Consider the following 22,586-nt stretch of genomic DNA (forward strand, 5'->3'; position numbering starts at 1 on the left):
AAAACTATGAAGATTTTAATTACGGGTGGAGCAGGATTTATTGGCTCTGCGGTTGTACGTCATATCATCAACGAAACGAATGACACGGTCGTCAATGTTGATAAATTAACCTACGCAGGCAACCTTGAAAGTTTGAAGGCTGTTGAGAACTCTGGACGGCACGCATTCGAGCTCGTCGATATTTGCGATACTGTTGCACTCGAGCGCGTATTCAACGACCACCAACCCGACGCAGTGATGCACTTGGCAGCAGAAAGCCATGTGGACCGCTCAATTGATGGCCCCGCAGAGTTTATCGAGACGAACATTATAGGCACCTACACGTTGCTAGAAGTTGCTCGAAAATACTGGTTGCAGTTAGATGAACAACGTAAAGCTAACTTCCGCTTGCACCACATTTCTACCGATGAGGTATACGGTGACCTTGATGACACCGATGCCTTATTCACAGAAACCACCGCTTACGCACCTAGCTCACCTTACTCTGCGAGTAAAGCCAGCTCCGATCACTTGGTGAGAGTTTGGCAGCGAACCTACGGTTTGCCGACGCTGATTACTAACTGTTCAAACAACTATGGCCCTTATCACTTCCCAGAGAAATTGGTCCCGTTAATGATACTCAACGCGCTGGACGGTAAACCCTTGCCGGTTTATGGCAAGGGTGATCAAGTGCGCGACTGGCTATTTGTTGAAGACCACGCACGAGCACTCTACAAGGTGATAACTAAGGGTAAAGTTGGCGAAACCTACAATATTGGTGGCCATAACGAAAAGCAGAACATCGAGGTTGTAAGTACCATCTGTGGATTATTGGAAGAACTGGTGCCTAACAAGCCAAGCGGCGTTAGTGCCTATGAAGATCTCATTACCTACGTAACGGATCGCCCGGGACATGATCTGCGTTATGCCATTGATGCCACGAAGATAAAAACCGAATTAAACTGGACGCCAGAAGAAACCTTTGAATCTGGAATTCGTAAGACCGTTGAATGGTATCTCGCCAATCAAGAATGGTGTCAGCATGTACAAGATGTCAGTTATCAACGCGAACCTCGAGAAAGAGTATGAAAGGAATCGTCTTAGCCGGAGGTTCAGGTACACGCCTTTACCCGATTACCGTGGGGGTATCTAAGCAATTACTCCCAATTTACGACAAACCAATGATTTACTACCCGTTATCGGTGCTTATGCTTGCGGGGATCCGTGAAATCCTTTTAATTTCGACGCCTCAAGACTTACCTAATTTTAAAAAACTACTTGGCGATGGCTCGCAATTTGGTATTCAGCTCTCGTACGCAGAACAACCGAGCCCAGACGGCTTAGCGCAGGCGTTTATTATAGGTGAAGAGTTCATCGGTGATGATAGTGTTTGTTTGGTTTTAGGTGACAATATTTTTTATGGGCCGGGTCTTAGACCAAAGCTTGAAGAAGCGCTGGCAAGAACTGAATTGAACAATGGCGCAACGGTCTTCGGTTATCAAGTTAAAGATCCAGATCGTTTTGGCGTTGTGGAGTTTGATGAGAATAAAAAAGTTATTTCCATAGAAGAAAAGCCTATTCAGCCCAAGTCACACTTCGCAGTCACAGGATTGTACTTTTACGATAATGATGTCGTGAACATTGCTAAAGCGGTTAAACCTTCAGATCGGGGCGAGCTCGAAATTACTGATATCAACAAAGCTTATCTCGAGGCTGGAAAGTTAAATGTAGAAGTTTTGAGACGCGGTTTTGCTTGGCTTGATACCGGTACGCACGAGAGTCTGCTAGAAGCTGCGCAGTTCGTGGAAACTATTGAGAAGAGACAAGGTTATAAAATTGCCTGTCTTGAGGAAATCGGGTACTTTAAAGGCTGGTTAAGCAAGGAAGAGCTGTTAGCAAGAGCGGAGATGATGAGTAAACACAGCTACGGCGAGTACTTGGACTATATCGCGAAGTCTAAATTTTAGCTGGCTCCTATGATTCTGCATATAGCTAAACTTGATAAGTTTATTCCCCCGTTTATAAAATTCACAAATGATAATTTTCCCCCAGAAGACCATGAGTTCTATTTGTATGGCGATGAAAGCAGATATAAAGTAAATCACGCACATAACGTGATTTTTAATCGTAAAGGTGGCATTCTCGGCACTCTCTATTATCTAAGACTTATTCCTAAGTTGATTCGATCTAGAAAAATAGTTATTCATGGTCTTTTCGATGGTTGGCTTGTCATGCTTTTGGCACTTATGCCTTTCGTACTAAATAAGTGTTATTGGGTGGTTTGGGGAGGCGATTTATACAAATACCAGACACCCAAATTAACGCTAAAAGCAAAAACCAAAGAGTTGATCAGAGCGTTTGTGATTAAACGGTTGGGTCATTTAGTTACCTATATACCTGGTGACGTCGAGTTGGCTCGAAAGTGGTATGGAGCGAAAGGTCTGTATCACGAGTGTTTAATGTATTTAAGTAATATAGTAGAAACTAGTTTAAGCAATGACAGTGGCAGTACCATGAAAAATAAAAGTACTGTTAATATACTTGTAGGGAACTCTGCTGACCCCACTAATAATCATGTTGAAGTTTTTGATAAATTATCTAGTTTTAAAGATAAGAATATACAGATTTTCGCTCCACTTTCGTACGGTAATCCGGACTACGCTCGTGCGGTTATCGACTACGGTTCAACTATTTTTTCAGAAAAATTTACTGCGCTAACTGACTTTATGCAGATAGAAGATTATCGTCGATTTCTTGCTTCGATTGATATAGCCGTATTCAACCATAGTCGGCAACAAGGGATGGGAAACACGATTACATTATTAGGAATGGGGAAAAAAGTATATCTACGCAAAGGGGCCAGTCACTCAGAGTTTTTTTTAAAGATGGGGCTAAAAGTTGAAGATGTAGAGCACATTGATTTGTTGCGATTACCTGAAAGTGTGGCCGAACACAATAGCTCATGTGTTAGCAGATACTTTAATAAAAATAATCTTATCGAGCAATTGAAACAAATATTTAGGTGAAGTTATGGCATATTTGAGTCAAGAGGCTCTCATTACTTTGAATTTTCTCAATTTAGGGAAGAACGTCAAAGTTAGTGAGAACGCACAAATCTATAACACTGAGTCAATTAGCTTAGGGGATAATACCCGAATTGACGACTTTTGTGTTATTTCCGGAAAGGTTTCGTTTGGGCGCAATGTCCATATCGCCCCACAGTGTTTGATCGCTGGGGGAGACGTTGGTATTACGTTCTCAGATTTTTCGGGGCTTGCTTACCAGTGTCAAGTCTTTGCGCAAAGTGATGATTACTCAGGACGAACCTTGACAAATCCGACGGTTCCAGATGAGTTCAAGAATGAGATTAAAAAACCTGTCTTTATCGGTCGCCATGTCATTGTTGGTGCGGGCAGTTTGGTGTTTCCAGGTGTTGTTTTGGCCGAGGGCTGCTCAGTTGGAGCGTTATCGCTGGTAAATAGAAGCACTGAAAAATGGGGTGTTTATATCGGTAACCCAGCTAAGCGAGTTAAAGATCGTCATAAAGACTTGCTCGAACTAGAAGCTCGGTATTTAGGGGGGAGTGATGACAGCTAAAGTTGAAGTTGTTTCCGGTGGGAGCAAAGGAATTGGCCTTGCGATATCGAAAGCGTTACTTGAAAAAGGTTTTCAAGTCCTCAGCGTCGTTCGAACCGAGAGAAAGTCAATCGTAAATTCGAAATTTTCTGAACTTAGATTAGATTTATCTGCTGCTGATTCTTCTGCCCCCCTTATATCGTTTCTCAATAATGAAGCTATTAAAAAAAGTTGACGCTCTCATTAATAACGCTGGCGTAACATCTGATGCCTTACTAGAAAAAAATGTCACTCTCCGATTGGGATAATGTTCTTAATTCAAATGTAAGATCATTTTTTATGTTGACGCAAACATTACTTCCATACCTGCGAAGATCCAACGCCGCTAGCGTCGTAAATATAAGCTTTATTATTGGAAAAGTAGGCAACATCGGTCAAAGTAATTACGCTGCATCCAAAGGTGCAATACTCGCGTTAACTAAGTCATGGTCAAAAGAGTTTAATCGTAAAGAACATAAGGTACGAGTGAATAGCATCTCTCCTGGTTTTATTGCTACCGGAATGCTGGATAGCGTGCCGGATAAGTTTATTCAAAAAGTTGTCGAACGCACACCGTTATCACGCCTCGGTTCCGTCGATGAAGTTGCAAAATTAGTGAGTTTTCTTGTCAGTGATGACGCTTCCTATATCAACGGCACTGACATTTCGATAGATGGAGGGCTTGTTTGGTAAGTGCAACCCAATACATGCTCAAGATAATAAAGTATTCAAGAGTAAGCCCGAACTATGATTCCATTTAACAAACCTCCTGTCATTGGAACTGAAATACACTTCATCCAACAAGCGTTAGATAGCGATAAAATATCGGGTGACGGCTCATTTGGAAAACGTTGCCAAGCTTGGTTTGAAGAGCGATTACCAACCCATAAGGCGTTACTGACGCCGTCTTGTACTGCAGCGTTAGAGTTAGCCGCTATCTTAATAGATGTTGTGCCTGGCGATGAAGTCATCATGCCAAGCTACACATTCGTGAGCACGGCGAACGCGTTTGTGTTGAGAGGTGCAAAAATCGTATTTGTTGATATTCGCTCAGATACAATGAATATCGATGAGAAATTAATTGAACCCGCTGTCACCGAGAGAACAAAAGCGATTGTTCCTGTACATTATGCTGGGGTTAGTTGCGAAATGGATACGATCATGGAGCTTGCCGAAAAGCATAATCTTTTCGTCGTTGAGGATGCTGCGCAAGGTATGATGAGTACCTACAAAGGAAGGGCGTTAGGTACTATTGGTCACATTGGAGCTTTTAGCTTTCATGAGACCAAGAACTATACCAGCGGTGGAGAAGGCGGATTACTAATTATTAATGATGAGCGATTTAAGCAACGAGCTGAGATTATAAGAGAGAAAGGCACAAATCGTAGCCAGTTCTTCCGCGGGATGGTCGACAAATATCAATGGGTCGATATTGGCAGTAGTTATCTACCGAGCGAGCTTCAGGCTGCTTATTTATGGGCGCAACTTGAAAATGTTGAAATAATTAATAGTGATCGATTGAGAACATGGCAGTTCTATTATGATGCGTTTAAGCCGTTGGCCGAATCGAAAAGCGTTGTTCTCCCAACTATTCCAGAACTTTGCGTACATAATGCACACATGTTTTATTTAAAAGTTAAAAATATAGATGAGAGATCTGCTTTGATCGAATTCCTTAAAGAGAATGGAATAACAGCTGCATTTCATTATGTGCCCTTACATACAGCTAAGGCTGGTTTACAATTTGGTGAATTTTCGGGCAAAGATAACTTCACGACCTCAGAAAGTGAACGTTTGATTCGTCTACCACTTTGGTACGGAATTAACGAAAGGGATATTGAACATATTGTGGACGCTGTTTATCGGTTTTTTGGACAAAAATGACCCCTAGGAAAATCGCCGCGTTTGCAATAGGCCCTTTTGGCGGGGCATTATTCGGCTTAGTCACACTTCCTGTTATTACTTGGTTTTTCTCGCAAGAGGACGTGGGGCGTCTCTCGATGCTTCAAGTTGTGATGGGCTTCAGTATACTGCTATTCAGCCTCGGACTAGATCAGTCATATGTTCGCGAATTTCATGAAGTAGATGACCGACCTAAGTTACTTAAGCACGCGACCTACCCAGGTATCGTACTATTAAGTTTGTCGGTAGTGGCTTTGATGGTATTTGGCGTCAGCTTATCTCAGTTGGTTTTCGGAGTTGAAAGTTTCACTTTAAACTTACTGATAATACTGGCTTTACTGAGTAGCTTCCTCTCTCGGTTCTTGTCGTTAATCCTAAGGATGCAAGAGCGGGGACTGGCATATTCAATGAGCCAGCTCTTACCAAAGCTTCTTTTGCTCTGTACCATCGGTGCCTATTTATTTCTGGACGCTGATAAGACACTTGTAAACTTGATAGCAGCCTACACTGCTGCAACTTTCTTTGTTTGTTTGGTTTATGGATGGAATACGCGGCGGGAATGGTTTCCATCTATATCTACAAAACTAGAAGTAGCGCAGTTCCGCAATATGTTTGCCTTTGGTCTCCCGCTGATCGTTGGGGGATTGGCATTTTGGGGATTGACCGCAGTAGACAAGATTTTTCTTCGGGCGCTTACGAATTTTGACGAGTTAGCAGTCTATTCTGTAGCGGTAAGTTTTGCTGCTGCAGCAACAATTTTAAAATCGGTATTCTCAACAGTCTGGGCGCCAATAGTCTATAAATGGGCTAGTCAAGGAGAAGGTATCGAGAAGGTCGAGAAGGTAACGAACTACGTATTAGCGATAGTGGTGTTAGTCTTTTGTTTGACAGGCTTATTTTCGTGGGTAATTACCTACTTTCTGCCTTCAAACTACTCCGGAGTTCAATGGATCGTGATTTCCTGCATCGGATACCCATTGTTATACCTGTTATCTGAAACAACAGTTGTAGGGATAGGCATAACCAGAAAAAGCAGTTACTCAATGTTTGCGGCAACGTTAGCCTTTATCGTCAACCTGATTGGGAACTGGATGTTGATTCCAGAGTATGGCGCAAAAGGGGCTGCCGCGAGCACGTGCTTTTCATTTTGGGTGTTTTTCATTCTACGAACTGAGTTTTCTATTTTTCTCTGGCAACCCCTGCCGAGAAGGCGCTTGTATTTAATGAGCGCACTTTGTGTGGCGATGGCCATCGTATCTACTTTATTCGGCGATAATTGGAGTCAAACGGTTCTTATGTTATGGGGAATAGTCCTTTTAGGGGCATATGTTGTGTTTGCAACGGAAGTTAGTTCTACGTTCCATTACTTAAGATCGAAGCTGCAACGAGTTTAATAGTCGCATGGTGTGTATTCAGTCCAAATTAACAGTATTACTGAATCAAGAAAACGTTACCTAGACTCGACTAATAAATACGACAGAACATCCCAATGTTTTACAATGCATACGGAAAAATTAGGAAGAAATGATGCTATTTAAAGGGAAAACACTCCTTATTACCGGTGGAACAGGCTCATTCGGCAATACTGTTCTTCGTCGATTTCTCGATACTAATATCTCTGAAGTACGCATTTTCAGCCGTGACGAAAAAAAACAAGATGACATGCGCAAAGCGTACAATCATCCAAAACTTAAATTTTATATTGGCGACGTCCGCGACTACCAAAGCGTTTTGAATGCCACTCGTGGAGTTGATTTTATCTATCACGCAGCTGCCCTGAAACAAGTTCCATCGTGTGAGTTCCACCCAATGGAAGCAGTCAAAACAAATGTGCTTGGCACAGAAAACGTTCTAGAAGCGTCCATCCAGAACGGTGTTAAACGTGTTGTTTGTTTGAGTACCGACAAAGCTGTTTATCCTATAAATGCGATGGGGCTCTCAAAAGCCATGATGGAAAAGGTCATGGTCGCTAAATCGCGTAATGTTGGCGACACAAAGACCGTTATTTGTGGCACACGCTATGGAAACGTCATGGCATCTCGTGGCTCGGTCATTCCGCTTTTTGTTGACCAGCTTCGCGCCGGTAAACCTCTTACGATTACCGACCCAAATATGACGCGTTTCATGATGACACTTGATGATGCGGTTGATCTGGTTCTGTACGCATTTGAGTATGGTACCAATGGCGACATTTTTGTCCAGAAAGCACCTGCCGCGACGATTGAAACACTCGCCAAGGCTGTTTTATCGGTTTCCGGCAAAGAAGAGCACCCAATCGAAGTTCTCGGTACCCGGCACGGTGAAAAATTGTTCGAAGCGCTGCTTTCTCGTGAAGAGATGGTCTGTGCTGAAGACATGGGCCAATATTACCGAGTCCCGCCTGATTTACGTGACCTGAACTACTCGAAGTACGTTGAGCAAGGCGATAAGCGTATTGACCATGTAGAAGACTACAACTCGCATAACACCGAGCGACTTGATGTTGAGGGCATGAAGAAGCTTTTAATGAAACTCGGTTTTATGCGCGCTTTTGCAAAAGGCGACTACATTAATCCTGAAGGCTAAACGGAGTTTTCATGAAGCTTTTAATTACCGGAGCGAATGGTTTTGTCGGCAAGAATCTAACCGTCCACCTGGATGAAATGAAAGACGTCGACTATGTAACCTTTACCCGGCAAAATACCTTGGATGATGTTCCCTCTCTTTTGGAAGGTGTTGATTGTGTTGTGCATTTAGCTGGCGTCAACCGACCCGAAACCGAAGATGAATTTGCGAAAGGGAATGTCGATTTGACTCAGGCCTTACTTTCAAAGATTGAGTCAACGATTGAAAGTACCGGCCGGGCGCGTTCGATTATCTATTCATCTTCTATTCAAGCAGAACGTTCGAATCCTTACGGTGTTAGTAAGCTAAATGCAGAGAAGGCGGTAATCGAATACGGAACCCGTAATGATGTCGCGGTACGTGTTTATCGACTGGCCAACGTGTTCGGTAAATGGTGCAAACCCAATTATAATTCAATGGTTGCTACCTTTTGCCACAATATATGTCGCGATTTACCCATACAGGTGAACGACGAGAGTGCTGAAGTAAAATTGGTGTACGTAGACGACGTTTGTGTCGAGTTGATTGGTATGGCACGACAAATGAGCGCAAACCAAGCTGCTAAAGGTGTTACTTATCGTGAAGTAGAGCCTGTTTATACCGCCACTGTTGGTGAAATTGCTCAAGCACTTTCTGATTTTAAAGCAAGTCGCACCAGCTTAGTGACAGAGCGAGTGGGGGATGGCTTTACTCGGAAGTTGTATTCGACCTACATTAGTTATTTGCCCCGTGAAAGCTTCTCGTACAAGGTACCTAAATATGGTGACGAGCGGGGCGTATTTGTCGAAATGCTGAAAACCAAAGACTCAGGACAGTTTTCGTTTTTCACAGCACATCCGGGCATCACGCGCGGTGGTCATTATCACCACACCAAGAATGAAAAGTTCTTGGTGATCAAAGGTCAGGCTCGCTTCTGTTTTCGCCACATGGTCACAAGTGAGATTCATGAACTATTCACTGATGGCAATACACCAGAAATCGTCGAAACAGCGCCAGGCTGGAGCCATGACATTACCAACGTGGGTGACGATGAAATGGTCGTGATGCTGTGGGCCAATGAAATATTTGATCGTGAAAATCCTGATACCTACGCGGCGCCTGTGCAACCACCTGAGCTGTCAGAGTAAGAATCACATTAAGAGTAAATCGGCATGAAAAAGCTAAAGGTAATGACGATTTTAGGGACGCGCCCTGAAATTATTCGTTTATCGCGCGTAATGGCCGCGTTAGACCAAGTTGTTGAGCATAAAATAGTCCACACGGGCCAAAATTATGACTACGAATTAAACGATGTTTTTTTCGAAGAGCTTGGCGTACGCCAGCCTGACCATTTTTTGAATGTTGACACTACAAGCTTGGGTAAAAGTCTTGGTGAGATCTTAATTAAGACCGAGCAGGTGATCCTTGAAGAAAAACCAGATGCAGTGTTGGTATTAGGCGATACCAATAGCGTAGTAGCCACGATGATGGCCAAGCGCATGAAGGTGCCCACCTATCATATGGAAGCTGGTAACCGTAGCTTCGATGCCAACGTACCGGAAGAGATCAACCGCAAATTGGTTGACCACCTCGCTGACTTTAATTTGGTTTACACCGAACACGCGCGTCGTCACTTGCTCAGCGAAGGGTTGTCGCACCGCTTTATATATTTAACTGGCTCACCGATGCGCGAAGTCTTGGAGCATGTACTGCCTTCAATTGAAGCATCGAACGTGCTTGAACAATTGAAGTTAGAAGCTAAAAAATTCTTTATAGTTAGTGTTCATCGAGAAGAGAATGTCGATAGCAAAGAGAACCTATACAAAGTTGTAGAATGCTTGAAAGCACTGCATAAAGAATATGGTTACCCAGTGGTCGTATCAACCCACCCGCGCACGCGCAACCGACTAGAGAAACTCGGACGCGCTGATTCTAGTGAAGGCATTCAATTTTTAAAACCGTTCGGATTCTTCGATTACAACAAGCTTCAAATGGAAGCATTTTGTGCCATTTCTGACAGCGGAACTATCAGCGAAGAATCATCAATCCTGAACTTCCCAGCAGTTACCATGCGTCGTTCGATTGAACGCCCCGAGGCTCTGGATACAGGCGCTATTGCGCTTACAGGACTTGATGTCGACACCCTTATCGAAGGCGTTCGAATTGCAGTCGCACAACGTGATGTGTTTTCTGGCACAGAACGTGAAATTCCAGAAGAATACAAGATTCGCAATACCTCTGAGCGTGTGGTGCGATTGATCACTGGTACGGCTAAGTTGACGCCGCATTGGAAGAATATGGATGGTTTCAGTAGATATGACTGGTAAAAAAAAGAAGATTCTTATGGTTCACCATGGTGCTGGCATTGGTGGCGCTCCAAAGAGCATGTCGCTTATTGCGCGCCGTTTAGCTAGTAGTAATTACGATGTAACAGTATTACTGCTCAAAGATTCTAGTGCAAAACGCCTATTCGAGGATAAAAATATTAATTTGGTCATTAGTAGAGTACCAATCTATTATTTTTACCATATGTCAAAGTGGGTTAAGTTTTGGGAATTTCATAAGTTATTCTCCCAAATGATTTCCTTTATTGTTCATCTAACAATTATTGCTCCGTATTATCTGATAAAATTTAAGCCAGATATTCTATATTTGAATAGTTCGGTTCTCATTGACTGGGGACTTGCTGCTCGAGCGCTAAAGGTGAAAACACTCCAACATATTAGGGAAACGATAGCATCAGGGCATCTTGGCCTTCGACGAAAACTTCTTAGCTATTATTTTAAAAATATACCCACTGTGGTAATAAATATTAGTCAGCATAACGAAGGACGAATACTATCATCTTCCAACCGACCTAATAATTTTCACTTGGTTTACAATTACTCGATCGCAGAACGACGTAATGAAGTTCCTCCTAGGAAGCGGTGGGATTTTATATATTTAGGTGGTTCGGCCGAAATTAAAGGATACCCGTTATTAAAGTCAATATTAAAAGAAAATGGCACCGGTTCAAGCATTGCAATATGTGGAAGTTTTAACGATAGCTCGTTTTTAGATTTTATGAGTAAAAATCGTAATATAAGTTACTTAGGTGAAATACAAGACGTGATGTCTAGATTAAGCCAGTCGAAATTCTTGTTAAATCTGTTTTTTAAGCCTCACTTTTCCAGACCAATAATTGAGGCGTTTTCATCTGGTTGTATCCCTATTTCGACATCATATCAAGGAGTAGAGGAACTGCTGACCAATGGAGTAGACGGGTATATTATCCCCGATGAATGCCTAAATAACCCCGAACTGATGAAAACGTTTTTAATTGGCGTGATTAATATGGATAATAAAACAAGAAACGAGATTATCGAAAACGGATATATGAAATATCTAACGTTATTTTCTCATAAAAATGAAGATAAAATATTAAAAATATTAGGTGATATGAGCGACTTATGAATTCAGCTAATAATTTTGAAAATATAATATTTGTAGGTAATTTCGCATTACCAGATGTGAACGCAGCCGCCGTCAGGGTGCAAGCTGTGCGAGAGACTTTATCTGGTTTCGACGCAGAGTTTATCTGTACGAAAGAAGTGAAGAACTATGTTCGTTTAATTTTTGAAGTTATTCGGAGAAAAAGGAAGAACTCTATTATATGGCTATATAACCCGAATGTTATTAGCGTACTTTTATTTAATACAATCAAGACATGTTCAGGCACTAAAGTAGTAATAGATATAACAGAAAAGCTTGATTCAAGACCAGTCAACGTTAAAAAAGCTCTTAAATTCCTGAGCGGGCATCTGGTTAAAAAGATGCTAACCATTAATGATGGTTTAATCGTTTCTAGCGTATATTCCTCAAAAATTCACTTCAACAAGAACACCTTGGTTTTACCTACTTATCTACCGTCAGCACTATCGATTCCTCCTAAAGAAGCGAAGAAGGAGAAAGTTATTATATATTTTGGGAGTCCATTCGCACTTCAGAAATCTTTATTAATGAAAGATCGTGTATATATTAAGGAGAGGTTAGATCTTCTTGTAAAGGGATTTGATGTCGCAGATCGAAATGATTGGAGACTATTTTTGGTGGGCGTCAACAAAACCGAGTTTCTAGATGTATTTCCTGACTTAGATGATATTGTACGAGATAATACAAACATCTGTTTTTTCGGTCGCTTACATAGGGCTGAAGTCTTAAAGATGGTGGCAAGTTCGTCATTTTCATTTTGTGTTAGGGATGATAAGGATGGCATGAGAATTGGATTTCCAACAAAGGTTTTTGAGAGTGTCGCCGTAGGAACTAGAGTTATTGTAAACGACACCTCCGATGTAATGCGGTACTTGACTAATTATGATAACTGTTTTTTGGTAAGTGAACGTGATTTCTTAACGCCAAATTCGATTTTCCAACAGCTCGACAAAATAGTATCTCATAGCGACAGTGAAATTACGGTTCCGAGTCAATGCAGGCCATCTTTTTGGAGAGAAAGCTTGATGGCGTTTCTTTCTAGAATTCGGGATAAAGGGTAAAAGAAATGTTGCTAAGAAGACAGCCATTATTTCTTTTTTTATATCTTTTACCTTTTGTTTTGATTGGGATTTTCAAAAGTTTAGATTTCGGTGTAGACACTCCGAGGTATTTAGATGAATTCCTGTTTTACGCCGATGGCGGCAGTATATTTATGAGGACGTTTGAACCTGGCTTTGGTTTTATATCAATGATTATCGGGAAATATGCGTCATTGCCCTTTTTGTTTTTTCTTTTCTTCCATAATACGTTTTTCGCCACAAGCATTTTAATGTTATCCAGAATGGTTAATTATGAAACTATTTTCTTTGTTAATAGCTTGATGTCGTTAAGTTTTTTTTCATTTTCAAATTCCGGGATCAGGCAGACTTTAGCGATCTCTATATTGTGTATTGCAATGTATTGGTTAATTTCTTGCAGAAAAGTTGCCGTTTATTGGATATTAGTGGCCATCGCGGCTTTATTTCATAACTCAGCGATCATCTCAGGAACCATTCTTTTCGGCATATTTTTAATATCCGTTCCCATGACAAAAGCTAAACCGAGTTTTATCTTCATAATTTTCTTGAGTGTTTGTGGTTTTGCTATAGCTTCCAGTACGCTTCTTTCCTTTTTGTATGAATCTTATTCTAATCCACTTAATGATGATCTTGTATTAAACTTTAAATTACCAGTAGTATTTTCAGTTGTTTCTATTGCAGGTCTCATGCTTGCTTTTACGAATAGACAACGGGTCATCAAGAACTTTCGCCTGTGCTATGAAGTTGATAACGGGTCAATCAATGTTTTCAGATTCGTTGTTGTTTTATTGATAACTGTTCCAGCCCTTTATTGGGTCTCAACAGAGATTCGCTTGGTAGACAGAGTTGCATTGTACTTGGTGCCTGCTTATTGGCTAATTATATCTATGGTATTTTCTGCGTCCCTTTCGAGGAGGAGTATGTACCTAGTTAACATAATAAGTGTAGTGTTTTTGTCATTTGTTGTAATGCGCGTGATCCTATGATTGCTGAGATAACCTATTCACTGCAACACCCGTTCATTGTTGGTTGGGGTTGGTCGTTTAATATATCTTTGGCTAAATTCAGCATCTTGTGCATCGACACCGCTAGAACTGATTCTTCATTAATCGTGATTTCCCTGTTTTTACTAACTTTTGATAAAGATGTCATATTATGAAGATTTTTATTTTAGCATCATCCCCAGATTCGCTTCAGAATTTTCGTGGCCAACTTATTTTAGATCTCGTGGCACGAGGACATAAGGTTATTGCTTGCGCGCCAAATTTGTTGGTAAGAACAGATAAGGTTGAATGGTTAACTAAACATAATGTGATTTGTTTAGATGCACCATTTTCGCGAGTCGGATTATCCCCAGTAGGTGATCTAAAAGCATTATTTTTATTAGTAAAAATTTTACGTCATCACAAACCCTTGGTTTTCATTTCTTATACTATAAAGCCCGTGATTTGGGGAGGATTAGCAGCACGAATTTCTTGTATTCCAAAACGTGTCGCATTAATCACTGGTCTTGGCTATGCATTTACAGGAAAAGCCGAAGGTAAGAGAAAGTTAATTCAAACTATCGCTAGGACATTATATCGTATTTCGCTCAAAGGAATGCACCAAATATTTTTTCAAAACCCAGATGATAAAAATGATTTTGCAAATTATAAATTACTTCCGGTCACGGCGAAGATCGATATCCTAAACGGGTCTGGTGTTGATACAAATATTTTCTCTCATTCACCGTTACCGGACGTTCCTATAAGATTTTTACTAATTGCAAGACTTCTTGGTGACAAAGGTATACGTGAATATGCAGCAGCAGCTGAAATTGTCAAAAGTAAATATAATACTGTTGAGTTTGACTTAGTTGGTGGACTAGATCCAAACCCAGATGGATTAGTAGAGTCTGAAGTCAAACGATGGGTGGATAAAAAAGTTTTGAATTGGCATGGTAAGCAGGTCGATGTTAAACCGTTTATTAGAAATTGCCATGTTTATGTTCTTCCGAGTTATAGGGAGGGTACACCGCGTTCCGTAATCGAGGCCATGTCTATAGGTAGAGCTATAATAACAGCGGATTCGCCAGGGTGTAGAGAAACAGTTGTAGACGGATATAATGGGTTTTTGGTTTCAGTAAGAAACGTTGAGACTTTAGTTGAAGCAATGACAAAGTTCATTGAAGAGCCATTAATCATAACGAAGATGGGTCAGGCTTCGCGAAAATTGGCTGTAGAGAAATATGATGTGCATAAAGTAAATGCATTTATGATGACTCGGATCTTGTACTGATACTGATCTGGTCTGATTGGTTTTTATTCTGGCTATAAGTAGCAATAAAATAGGAGAGTGTAATAGGTTATCACTCGCTCATTATTGAACTATTCTACTCGTAGTCGACTGAGTCAGCTAGAAGGTAGTAAGCTGGTTCTACACAAGAGCTACCTAAGTCAACGGTTACAATCACCAACTCTGCTTTTCCAAGTAAATCTTCATTCCATTTTGTAACCAGTTGTTGGGGTTTACCTCTTTGTGGAGAAGGAACTAAGGTTGCACCATGGAACTATGGAAGTCAGGCTGGTGAAGTCGTTAATGCGGAAATGCAGTCGTTAGTTCGAAAATTGAAAGAGATTGAGTAAGATGGATATAATTCTCAGTCTCAAACGACTTAACAAGCACCAAGTATGGTTTAGTTCACTGGTCAGCTATTTGACATTCTTCATGTATAACATCGCTGAAGTATTCGCACACAGCTCAATTAAAGAAAGGTCTCACACGTGTTGTTAAAACGAACTTTCGATATCATTGTTTCGACGATTGGTCTACTACTGCTTTTGCCAGTTATGGTTCTGCTGATGCTGCTTGTACGGATAAAGGTTGGTAGCCCCATTTTTTTTCGGCAGAAGCGACCTGGTTTGAATGAAAACGCATTCTACATGCTTAAGTTTCGGACCATGACCGATGAGCGAGATGATGAGGGTAAGCTTCTACCTGATGAGATTCGCCTCACCCCATTCGGTAGCTTTCTTCGAAAAACGAGTCTCGACGAATTACCAGAGCTTGTCAATATCCTCAAGGGTGAAATGTCTTTTGTGGGACCAAGGCCGCTCCTATTTGAATATTTACATTACTACTCTGAAAAAGAGAAGCTAAGGCATAGTGTACGCCCTGGTCTTACTGGTTTAGCTCAGATCTCTGGACGAAACCATGTGAAGTGGGATCAACGCCTTGCGCTTGATGTAAAATATGTAGAGGAATGGAGTTTCTGGTTAGATGTCAAAATTCTGTTTAAAACAGCACTACAAGTGATGAGTTCAAAAGATGTTGTTGTAGTGCCGTCGAGTAAGTTCGGGAAACTCAGTGAGGAAAGAGACAAAAAAAAATGAGCTTATCACCCTACTATCGTTTGTCTGGGATTTCTGACGAGTTAGACCTAAATCTGTTCGTGAAACGTGATGACCTGTTGCCAGATTTTTTAGGTGGCAACAAGGTCAGAAAAAATGCGAGAATTTTCGATGGACTTAGTAAAGATACCGAGGTGGTAATCACGAATGGCGGTGCTGAGTCTAACCACGCTAGGGTCTGCGCTCTAATGGCTTCTCGATATGGAAAGAAATGCCATTTAGTTTTACATGGTAGCCCGCTATCCAGCTCTTTTTGTAATGGAAATAAGTTCTTTATTGAAGCATCAGGCGCGCAAGTTACACATGTTGAAGCCAGCGAGATCGGAAGTATGATCAAAAAACTCAAAGGTAACTATGAAGCGCAAGGGATTAAAGTCGATGTGATTCCTGGGGGGGGCCATAGTATTCTTGGTGCTAAAGCTTATATGGATGCGGTAAGCGAACTGCCCGAAGAGCCAGATTACATATTTATGGCTTCTGGCACGGGTGCCACACATGCAGGCATACAGGCTGGAGTAGTAACTAGAGGCTGGAAGACTAAAGTAATCGGCATTTCAATCGCCCGACGAAAACCTCGCGGAAAAGAAGCAGTTGAGGAAGTCTATTATCCACTTCTAAAAAAGGAGCTGAATTCCGCAAGGGATAAGTGCCCCGAAATCTTATTTGTTGATGATTATGTATGTGGAGGGTACTCCAAATACTCGTATGGTTTAATGGAAGAGATTAAAGAATTAGTTTTTAAAACCGGACTTCCATTAGATCCCGTATACTCAGGTAAAGCCTTCGTCGGTATGCTTGATTACCTGACAAATGAAAATATTGGAAGCGGTACCAAAGTTATTTTTTGGCATACCGGAGGTTTACTAAATTTACAATCAAGTTCGAACTTAGAATCGGAGTATCTACCCAAATGAAGGTAATTGTTTTCGGAAATGTGCCACTTGCAAGTTGGGTTATAGAAAAGATTTCAGAAAGTGGCAAAATGGATCTTCTGGGAGTGGTTTGTGATGATTATGCTGCAGAGCAATTCGACCATCATGGTTTAAACTACCCATCGACTTTGGAGTACTGCACATCGAATGGGATTATTAGACTTTCATTAATAGAGGCTGAAAAGCTGGCGATGAAACAGCCAATACTCGGAATTTCTGTTCGTTACAACATTTTATTCAAGCAAAGTTTTTATTCGCTATTCAGGCCTGGAATTATCAACCTTCATGGCGGCGAACTTCCACGGTTCCGGGGTACGAACATAGCAAATCACGCAATTCTTGAAGGAGTTGAAAGAGGGGCTGGTACTTTGCATTTTATAGATGAAGGGGTTGATACTGGTGACATCGTAAAGCGCGAGTATTTTCAGGTTTCAAAGCGAGAAACTGCCTTCAGTTTTTTTGTAAAGACTATAAACTCCCTTCAGAATGCGTTTCTCAAGCTGCTTAAAGAAATGGAAGGTAACGATCAAATTCCTCGTATCCCACAAGCCGAATTGATCACTAAAGGCGAAGTCGCGCATGAATATCGGCATAAAGACCTACTGGGTAAATCAAAAATTGATAAAGAGGAAATTAACTCTCCAATTTTTGATCGAAAAGTAAGAGCATTTCAGTTTCCTCCTCATACTCCAGCCCACATGATCATAAACGGCAAACAATACTTCGTTACAACCGAAGAAGAGCTTGGAGAATAATGAATATTCTGCTCACTTGTGCTGGCCGAAGAAAATATCTTGTGGACTATTTTAAAACCGAATTGGGCAATAGCGGGCGAGTTATAGGAGCAGATATGACAGCATCTGCTCCCGCGCTTGCAGGATGTGATGTCTATCATTTGGTTCCTTCTGTAGATGCGCCGAACTATATTGAAGCACTTCTCTCAATCTGCAAAGCCGAGAAAGTTGATGCAATTGTTTCATTGAATGATTTGGAGCTTCCAGTGCTTGCCTCTGCGAAGGATAAGTTCACTGCAGTCGGTACTAAAGTTATCGTTTCGGAAGAGAAAGCAATAAATATTTGTGGCGACAAATTTGAAACCTGTAAGTTTGCAGAATCCATTTCGGTACCAGCACCTAAGACCTTTCTTTCCCTTAATGATGCTCTTATCTCATTGAGCGATAATACAATCTCGTACCCAATTATCGTAAAACCGCGATGGGGATCGGCTTCGATCGGTCTGTACGTGGTCAATACTGATAGTGAACTCCGAGAAGCATATGCGTTGTGTAAGCGCATCTTACAAGGCTCATTTTTATCGAAGCTGGCGACTGATGAGAAAGTTGTACTGATTCAAGAGTTCATAAGAGGTCCGGAGTTTGGAGTGGATATATTCAATGATCTTGAAGGTAGCTGTCGTGGTGTTGTGCTTAAAAAGAAGTTAGCAATGCGAGCGGGCGAAACCGACAAGGCAATAACCATTCAGTCAGAAAAGCTAAAGGCATATGCAGACGCAATTGGAGATGTTTTAGGGCACATTGGAAATCTTGATTGTGACTTTCTAGAGCGTGATGGCGAATACTATTTACTCGAAATGAACCCTCGCTTTGGTGGTGGATATCCATTTTCTCATGAGGCCGGTGCAAATCTAGTGAAAGCTTTGCTGCAATGTCTTCGCGGCGAAAGTGACCAAATATCAATTAATTACAAAGCAGATCTGACCTTCGCGAAATGTGATGTGCTTGTTTCTGTTCCATCTGCAGTAGAGTAAACTCGCTTATGCTAAACACCCAATTTTCGCCTTGGCCATGTTTCACCGAAGAAGAAGCCAAGGCTGTTCACGATGTTGTATTATCAAATCGCGTAAATTACTGGACCGGCACCGAATGCCGAGAGTTTGAAAAAGAGTTTGCGACTTATACCGACTCTAAATATGCGGTCGCTTTGGCTAACGGGACACTCGCCCTAGATGTTGCATTGCGCGCGCTCGAAATAGGAGAGGGCGACGAAGTCATCGTAACCCCTCGTACCTTTATTGCATCAATTTCAACTGTGGTTAATGCTGGTGCGACACCAGTTTTTGCAGATGTTGATCGTGAAACACAGAATATCGAAGCGCACACTATCGAGCCGGTCATTACCCCACGTACCAAAGCCATTATTGTTGTGCACTTAGCCGGACGTCCTGCCGAAATGGACGCGATTATGGCTTTGGCTGACAAGCACGGGCTGTACGTCATCGAAGACTGTGCCCAAGCACACGGAGCGCGTTATAAAGGCCGCTCAGTGGGGAGCATCGGACACATCGGTGCCTGGTCGTTCTGCCAGGACAAGATCATGACCACCGGCGGTGAGGGCGGCATGGTCACCACCAACGACGAATCCCTGTGGCGTAAAATGTGGTCATTTAAAGATCACGGCAAAAGTTATGAAGCCGTGTACGAACGCGAACACCCACCAGGTTTTCGCTGGTTGCATGAAAGCTTCGGTACCAACTGGCGCATGATGGAAATGCAGGCCGCGATTGGCCGTATCCAATTGAAGCGGATGGCTTCGTGGACTGCAGCTCGCCAGCGTAATACCGCGGCCATTACCGATGCGTGTTCTGTATTTTCTGTGGTGCGAACGCCAGCTGTTCCCTACCTCATGAAGCATGCGTGCTATAAACACTATTGCTTTGTTGAGCCTGAGCATTTGGCGGAAAGCTGGACACGCGATCGTATCGTTTCCGAAATCGTTGCCCGCGGCGTGCCTTGCTTTCAGGGTTCCTGCTCTGAAGTGTATTTAGAGAAAGCTTTCGATAACACTGGTTGGCGTCCCTCCGAGCCACTTCCGGTTGCGCGAGAACTGGGCGAGACGTCTTTAATGTTTTTGGTGCATCCGACGTTGACCGATGCTGAGATTGAGAAGACGTGTTCGGTTATTCGTGAAGTGTTAGCGCTTGTGCAAAAATAGGACCCAGGGTTCAGCTCACGGACTCGACCGAACCATAAGCCATAAAGCTGTTCGCCAATACTTATCTGGCGATGCGCGTTGCTTATTTTAATGAACTCGATACCTACCCCAGATCAATGGGTTAGACGCTCGCCACACCATCGACGGTGTCTGCTCAAAGGCTTCTCGCTTAAATTCTGTACTGTATTTTCTTCGTTTGGTCATGAACACTCCTTATGGGCACATTATGCCTCTTTATGGATGTGTCCGTAAAATCTGGGTAGAACCCCCGGCGATTTATGTGACGCTTACGTTGTTACCGGCAGTGTAAAAATGACCCCCTAACGGCAACTGAAAATTGACCCCCTGAAGTAAACTAGCGGTTTTGCTCAAGAGGCCGCTTTCGATGTTAACTCAGGAGATGGTTGTGACCATTAAAGTACTCAAACACCAAGGTAAGTCGATTAAAGGGATAGCGCGCGAAACCGGCCTGGCCCGCAACACCGTTAAAAAATATCTGCAGCAAACTGAGAGTGCGCCGGTGTACCAACGCAGTGTTGTGCGGCCGAGCAAGCTTGACCCCTTCAAAGACTATATTCAGTCGCGAATCAAAGCCGCTCATCCAGATTGGATACCAGCAGCCGTGCTCTACGAAGAGATACTGGCTCGTGGATACCAAGGAAAAATCAGGATACTCAGTGAGTATGTCGCCACGTTTAAACCAAAGCAGGCTGCCGATCCACTAGTACGTTTTGAAACCGAGCCAGGTAAGCAGCTACAGGTAGATTTCACCATTATTCGCCGTGGAACCCACGCACTAAAAGCCTTCGTGGCGACGCTGGGTCGGAACGTGTCAACCTTATTTGAACCATCAGTGTGAATCGAACCGGTAAATTCGGAGGCGTATTTGTTTGAGTCATGCTGCCTCATCTTCTGCTAGTTGTCGATAATAGTTATCTTCATACTCAGCAGGTGGAATATCCCCGATGGGACTCAACAGGCGCTTATTGTTGAACCAGTCGACCCAATCGAGTGTTGCCAGTTCGACTTGCTCGAGCCCTCGCCAGGGTCCGTCTTTGTAGATGACTTCCGCTTTATACAGGCCGTTAATCGTTTCAGCTAGCGCGTTATCATACGAGTCCCCAACACTTCCAACTGACGCACTAAAACCCGCTTCTGACAGTCGCTCTGAGTAGCGAATAGACACATACTGGCTACCGCGGTCACTGTGGTGAATAACGCCTTTCGGTTTTCCTCGTGACCATAATGCTTGCTCTAAGGCGTCCAGGATTAACTGTGTCTGCATCGATTTCATCACACGCCAACCAACAATCTTGCGCGAGAAAACATCGGTGACAAAGGCGACATAAACAAAACCTGACCAGGTCGCGACGTAGGTGATGTCTGCGACCCACAGTTGATTCGGGCGCTGCGCAGTAAACTCACGATTGACCAAATCTAATGGTTTATCCGCACTGTCATCGGGAATGGTCGTGACACAGCCGCGACCTCGGCGCACACCACGAAGGCCCTGAACGGTCATCAACCTGGCGACCGTGCAACGGGCAACCGTAAAGCCTTCTCGTATCATCTGTTTCCACACTTTTCTGACGCCATAGCAGCTGCGGTTTTCCTGCCATACGCGTAGAATTTCTGGTTTTAGTGCTTCATCCTGATGAAAACGCTGGCAGCGACGCTCTGGCTCCGCTTCAAGTGACTTGCAGCGATAATACGTTGATGGTGCAATCTTTAAGACCCGACAGATTGGCTCGACACCATACAACGCCCGGTGAGCATCAATAAACTGGACTATTTCTTCGGTTTGCGGTCGAGCTCCGCCTGCGCAAAAAATGCAGCAGCTTTTTTCAGGATCTCGTTAGCCTGCTTGAGCTCTTTGTTCTCTCGCTCGAGCTCTTTCATTCTGGCTGCGGCATCACTGGTGACCCCTGGCTTCTTGCCTGAGTCGACCTCCATTTTGTTGACCCAGGACCTTAAGGTTTCTGGAGTACAACCAATTTTGGATGCAATAGATACCAAAGCAGCCCATCGCGACGAGTGCTCATGCTCTGATGTCAAAACCATGCGAACAGCACGTTCGCGGACTTCCGGTGAATAGGTGATTCTTTTGTTCATTGGCTGATTCTCTCAAGATTATTAGCCTCCGACAAACCCGGTTTGATTCAGACCTTACCTTTGGTTTTCGCCCGGTAAGGGCGGCAGGCTCTTAACCTAAAACCATAATCGGACGCCAGTTCCAGCAGATGCTTATTCCAGCGGTGACGCCCCTCACCATACGCATCGCGCTCAATCATCAGGCACTTGGCATTATCAAACAGCACTTCCTTCGGCACTCCACCAAAATAGTGAAGCGCTTCGCGGATACCGGTTATCCAGTCTTCCTGCTTCTCGTGGGTGCTGAAACGAACGTACGAACCGCGACTAAAACCCAGGGTTGCAACGAACGCCTCGAGCTTAAAGCGACCACGCTTAATGGTCGTAAAGTCGACCTGCATCTGCTGGCCCGGCGCGGTTTCAAAACGAACGACGTCCTCTTCGGTTTGAGGCTTAAACTGGCGAATGTAGATTTTTACAATCCCTTCCTTGCCGTGGTAGCCCTGTTTTTCAATTTCACGGAATAAAACAGCGCCCGGTATCCAGTATGGCTTCGCGGCTTCAATACGCTCCCGGAACGTGTCAACCTTATT

21 protein-coding genes, 2 pseudogenes and 1 other annotated feature are annotated in these 22,586 nt (G+C 42.9%); of the genes and pseudogenes, 21 read left to right on the forward strand and 2 right to left on the reverse strand.

What is annotated here, in order from left to right:
- The first annotated feature begins 6 nt into the window (after nt 1-6).
- From rfbB to LG288_RS02705, 21 genes and pseudogenes are all read left to right on the forward strand, one after another.
- Complete coding sequence (gene rfbB / locus LG288_RS02605; protein WP_404401754.1) at nt 7-1,068, forward strand: dTDP-glucose 4,6-dehydratase; 1,062 nt, start codon at nt 7-9, stop codon at nt 1,066-1,068.
- Entirely contained in the window at nt 1,065-1,946 is an 882-nt protein-coding gene (gene rfbA, locus LG288_RS02610; protein ID WP_404401756.1) for a glucose-1-phosphate thymidylyltransferase RfbA, read from the forward strand. Before rfbB ends, rfbA begins: the two co-directional genes overlap by 4 nt.
- 9 nt (nt 1,947-1,955) lie before the next feature.
- Nucleotides 1,956-3,005 carry a TDP-N-acetylfucosamine:lipid II N-acetylfucosaminyltransferase gene (locus tag LG288_RS02615; protein WP_404401758.1) on the forward strand — a complete coding sequence of 350 codons (1,050 nt, stop codon included), beginning with the start codon at nt 1,956-1,958 and terminating at the stop codon, nt 3,003-3,005.
- Nucleotides 3,006-3,009: 4 nt separating this feature from the next.
- Entirely contained in the window at nt 3,010-3,576 is a 567-nt protein-coding gene (locus LG288_RS02620) for an acyltransferase (RefSeq protein ID WP_404401760.1), read from the forward strand.
- Nucleotides 3,566-3,790, forward strand: coding sequence for a hypothetical protein (locus LG288_RS02625; protein ID WP_404401762.1), 225 nt, complete (start codon nt 3,566-3,568; stop codon nt 3,788-3,790). The genes LG288_RS02620 and LG288_RS02625 overlap by 11 nt, the downstream gene beginning before the upstream one ends.
- 104 nt (nt 3,791-3,894) lie before the next feature.
- Complete coding sequence (locus tag LG288_RS02630) at nt 3,895-4,287, forward strand: SDR family oxidoreductase (protein WP_404401763.1); 393 nt, start codon at nt 3,895-3,897, stop codon at nt 4,285-4,287.
- Nucleotides 4,288-4,341: 54 nt separating this feature from the next.
- Complete coding sequence (gene rffA, locus LG288_RS02635) at nt 4,342-5,478, forward strand: dTDP-4-amino-4,6-dideoxygalactose transaminase (RefSeq protein ID WP_404401765.1); 1,137 nt, start codon at nt 4,342-4,344, stop codon at nt 5,476-5,478.
- On the forward strand, nt 5,475-6,890 hold the full coding sequence (locus LG288_RS02640; protein WP_404401767.1) for an oligosaccharide flippase family protein: 1,416 nt from the start codon (nt 5,475-5,477) through the stop codon (nt 6,888-6,890). The genes rffA and LG288_RS02640 overlap by 4 nt, the downstream gene beginning before the upstream one ends.
- Nucleotides 6,891-7,020: 130 nt before the next feature.
- On the forward strand, nt 7,021-8,061 hold the full coding sequence (locus LG288_RS02645) for a polysaccharide biosynthesis protein (RefSeq protein ID WP_404401769.1): 1,041 nt from the start codon (nt 7,021-7,023) through the stop codon (nt 8,059-8,061).
- An 11-nt stretch (nt 8,062-8,072) separates the two neighbouring features.
- On the forward strand, nt 8,073-9,227 hold the full coding sequence (locus LG288_RS02650; protein ID WP_404401771.1) for an NAD-dependent epimerase/dehydratase family protein: 1,155 nt from the start codon (nt 8,073-8,075) through the stop codon (nt 9,225-9,227).
- 24 nt (nt 9,228-9,251) lie between these two features.
- Nucleotides 9,252-10,406: a non-hydrolyzing UDP-N-acetylglucosamine 2-epimerase gene (gene wecB / locus LG288_RS02655; protein ID WP_404401773.1), complete on the forward strand. Its 1,155-nt coding sequence runs from the start codon at nt 9,252-9,254 to the stop codon at nt 10,404-10,406.
- Nucleotides 10,381-11,532, forward strand: coding sequence for a glycosyltransferase (locus LG288_RS02660; protein ID WP_404401775.1), 1,152 nt, complete (start codon nt 10,381-10,383; stop codon nt 11,530-11,532). Before wecB ends, LG288_RS02660 begins: the two co-directional genes overlap by 26 nt.
- On the forward strand, nt 11,529-12,611 hold the full coding sequence (locus tag LG288_RS02665) for a glycosyltransferase (protein WP_404401777.1): 1,083 nt from the start codon (nt 11,529-11,531) through the stop codon (nt 12,609-12,611). Before LG288_RS02660 ends, LG288_RS02665 begins: the two co-directional genes overlap by 4 nt.
- A gap of 5 nt (nt 12,612-12,616) precedes the next feature.
- Nucleotides 12,617-13,615 carry an EpsG family protein gene (locus tag LG288_RS02670; RefSeq protein ID WP_404401779.1) on the forward strand — a complete coding sequence of 333 codons (999 nt, stop codon included), beginning with the start codon at nt 12,617-12,619 and terminating at the stop codon, nt 13,613-13,615.
- 169 nt (nt 13,616-13,784) lie between these two features.
- Nucleotides 13,785-14,906: a glycosyltransferase family 4 protein gene (locus tag LG288_RS02675; protein ID WP_404401781.1), complete on the forward strand. Its 1,122-nt coding sequence runs from the start codon at nt 13,785-13,787 to the stop codon at nt 14,904-14,906.
- Between the two features lie 485 nt (nt 14,907-15,391).
- On the forward strand, nt 15,392-16,000 hold the full coding sequence (locus LG288_RS02680; protein ID WP_404401783.1) for a sugar transferase: 609 nt from the start codon (nt 15,392-15,394) through the stop codon (nt 15,998-16,000).
- Nucleotides 15,997-16,932 (forward strand): 1-aminocyclopropane-1-carboxylate deaminase/D-cysteine desulfhydrase, encoded by a 936-nt coding sequence (locus LG288_RS02685; protein WP_404401785.1) that lies wholly within the window; start codon nt 15,997-15,999, stop codon nt 16,930-16,932. Before LG288_RS02680 ends, LG288_RS02685 begins: the two co-directional genes overlap by 4 nt.
- Entirely contained in the window at nt 16,929-17,705 is a 777-nt protein-coding gene (locus LG288_RS02690) for a formyltransferase family protein (protein ID WP_404401787.1), read from the forward strand. The genes LG288_RS02685 and LG288_RS02690 overlap by 4 nt, the downstream gene beginning before the upstream one ends.
- Nucleotides 17,705-18,718, forward strand: coding sequence for an ATP-grasp domain-containing protein (locus LG288_RS02695; protein ID WP_404401789.1), 1,014 nt, complete (start codon nt 17,705-17,707; stop codon nt 18,716-18,718). Before LG288_RS02690 ends, LG288_RS02695 begins: the two co-directional genes overlap by 1 nt.
- Before the next feature lie 8 nt (nt 18,719-18,726).
- Nucleotides 18,727-19,902 carry a DegT/DnrJ/EryC1/StrS family aminotransferase gene (locus tag LG288_RS02700; RefSeq protein ID WP_404401791.1) on the forward strand — a complete coding sequence of 392 codons (1,176 nt, stop codon included), beginning with the start codon at nt 18,727-18,729 and terminating at the stop codon, nt 19,900-19,902.
- A gap of 385 nt (nt 19,903-20,287) precedes the next feature.
- Nucleotides 20,288-20,740 (forward strand): annotated as a pseudogene (locus tag LG288_RS02705) (helix-turn-helix domain-containing protein); the annotation flags it as partial.
- A 57-nt stretch (nt 20,741-20,797) separates the two neighbouring features.
- Here LG288_RS02705 and LG288_RS02710 read toward each other — a convergent pair.
- Nucleotides 20,798-22,014 (reverse strand): IS3 family transposase gene (locus LG288_RS02710; protein WP_404401071.1). Its coding sequence is split into 2 segments (ribosomal slippage): nt 20,798-21,732 and nt 21,732-22,014, totalling 1,218 coding nucleotides; the frame shifts between segments, so codons are not numbered across the junction.
- Nucleotides 21,620-21,736, reverse strand: a sequence feature (AL1L pseudoknot). It overlaps the preceding gene by 117 nt.
- 50 nt (nt 22,015-22,064) lie before the next feature.
- Nucleotides 22,065-22,583 (reverse strand): annotated as a pseudogene (gene istA / locus LG288_RS02715) (IS21 family transposase); the annotation flags it as partial.
- Nucleotides 22,584-22,586 lie beyond the last annotated feature (3 nt).

Origin of the sequence: Idiomarina seosinensis, assembly GCF_044797955.1 — a bacterium.
Taxonomy (GTDB): domain Bacteria; phylum Pseudomonadota; class Gammaproteobacteria; order Enterobacterales; family Alteromonadaceae; genus Idiomarina; species Idiomarina seosinensis_A.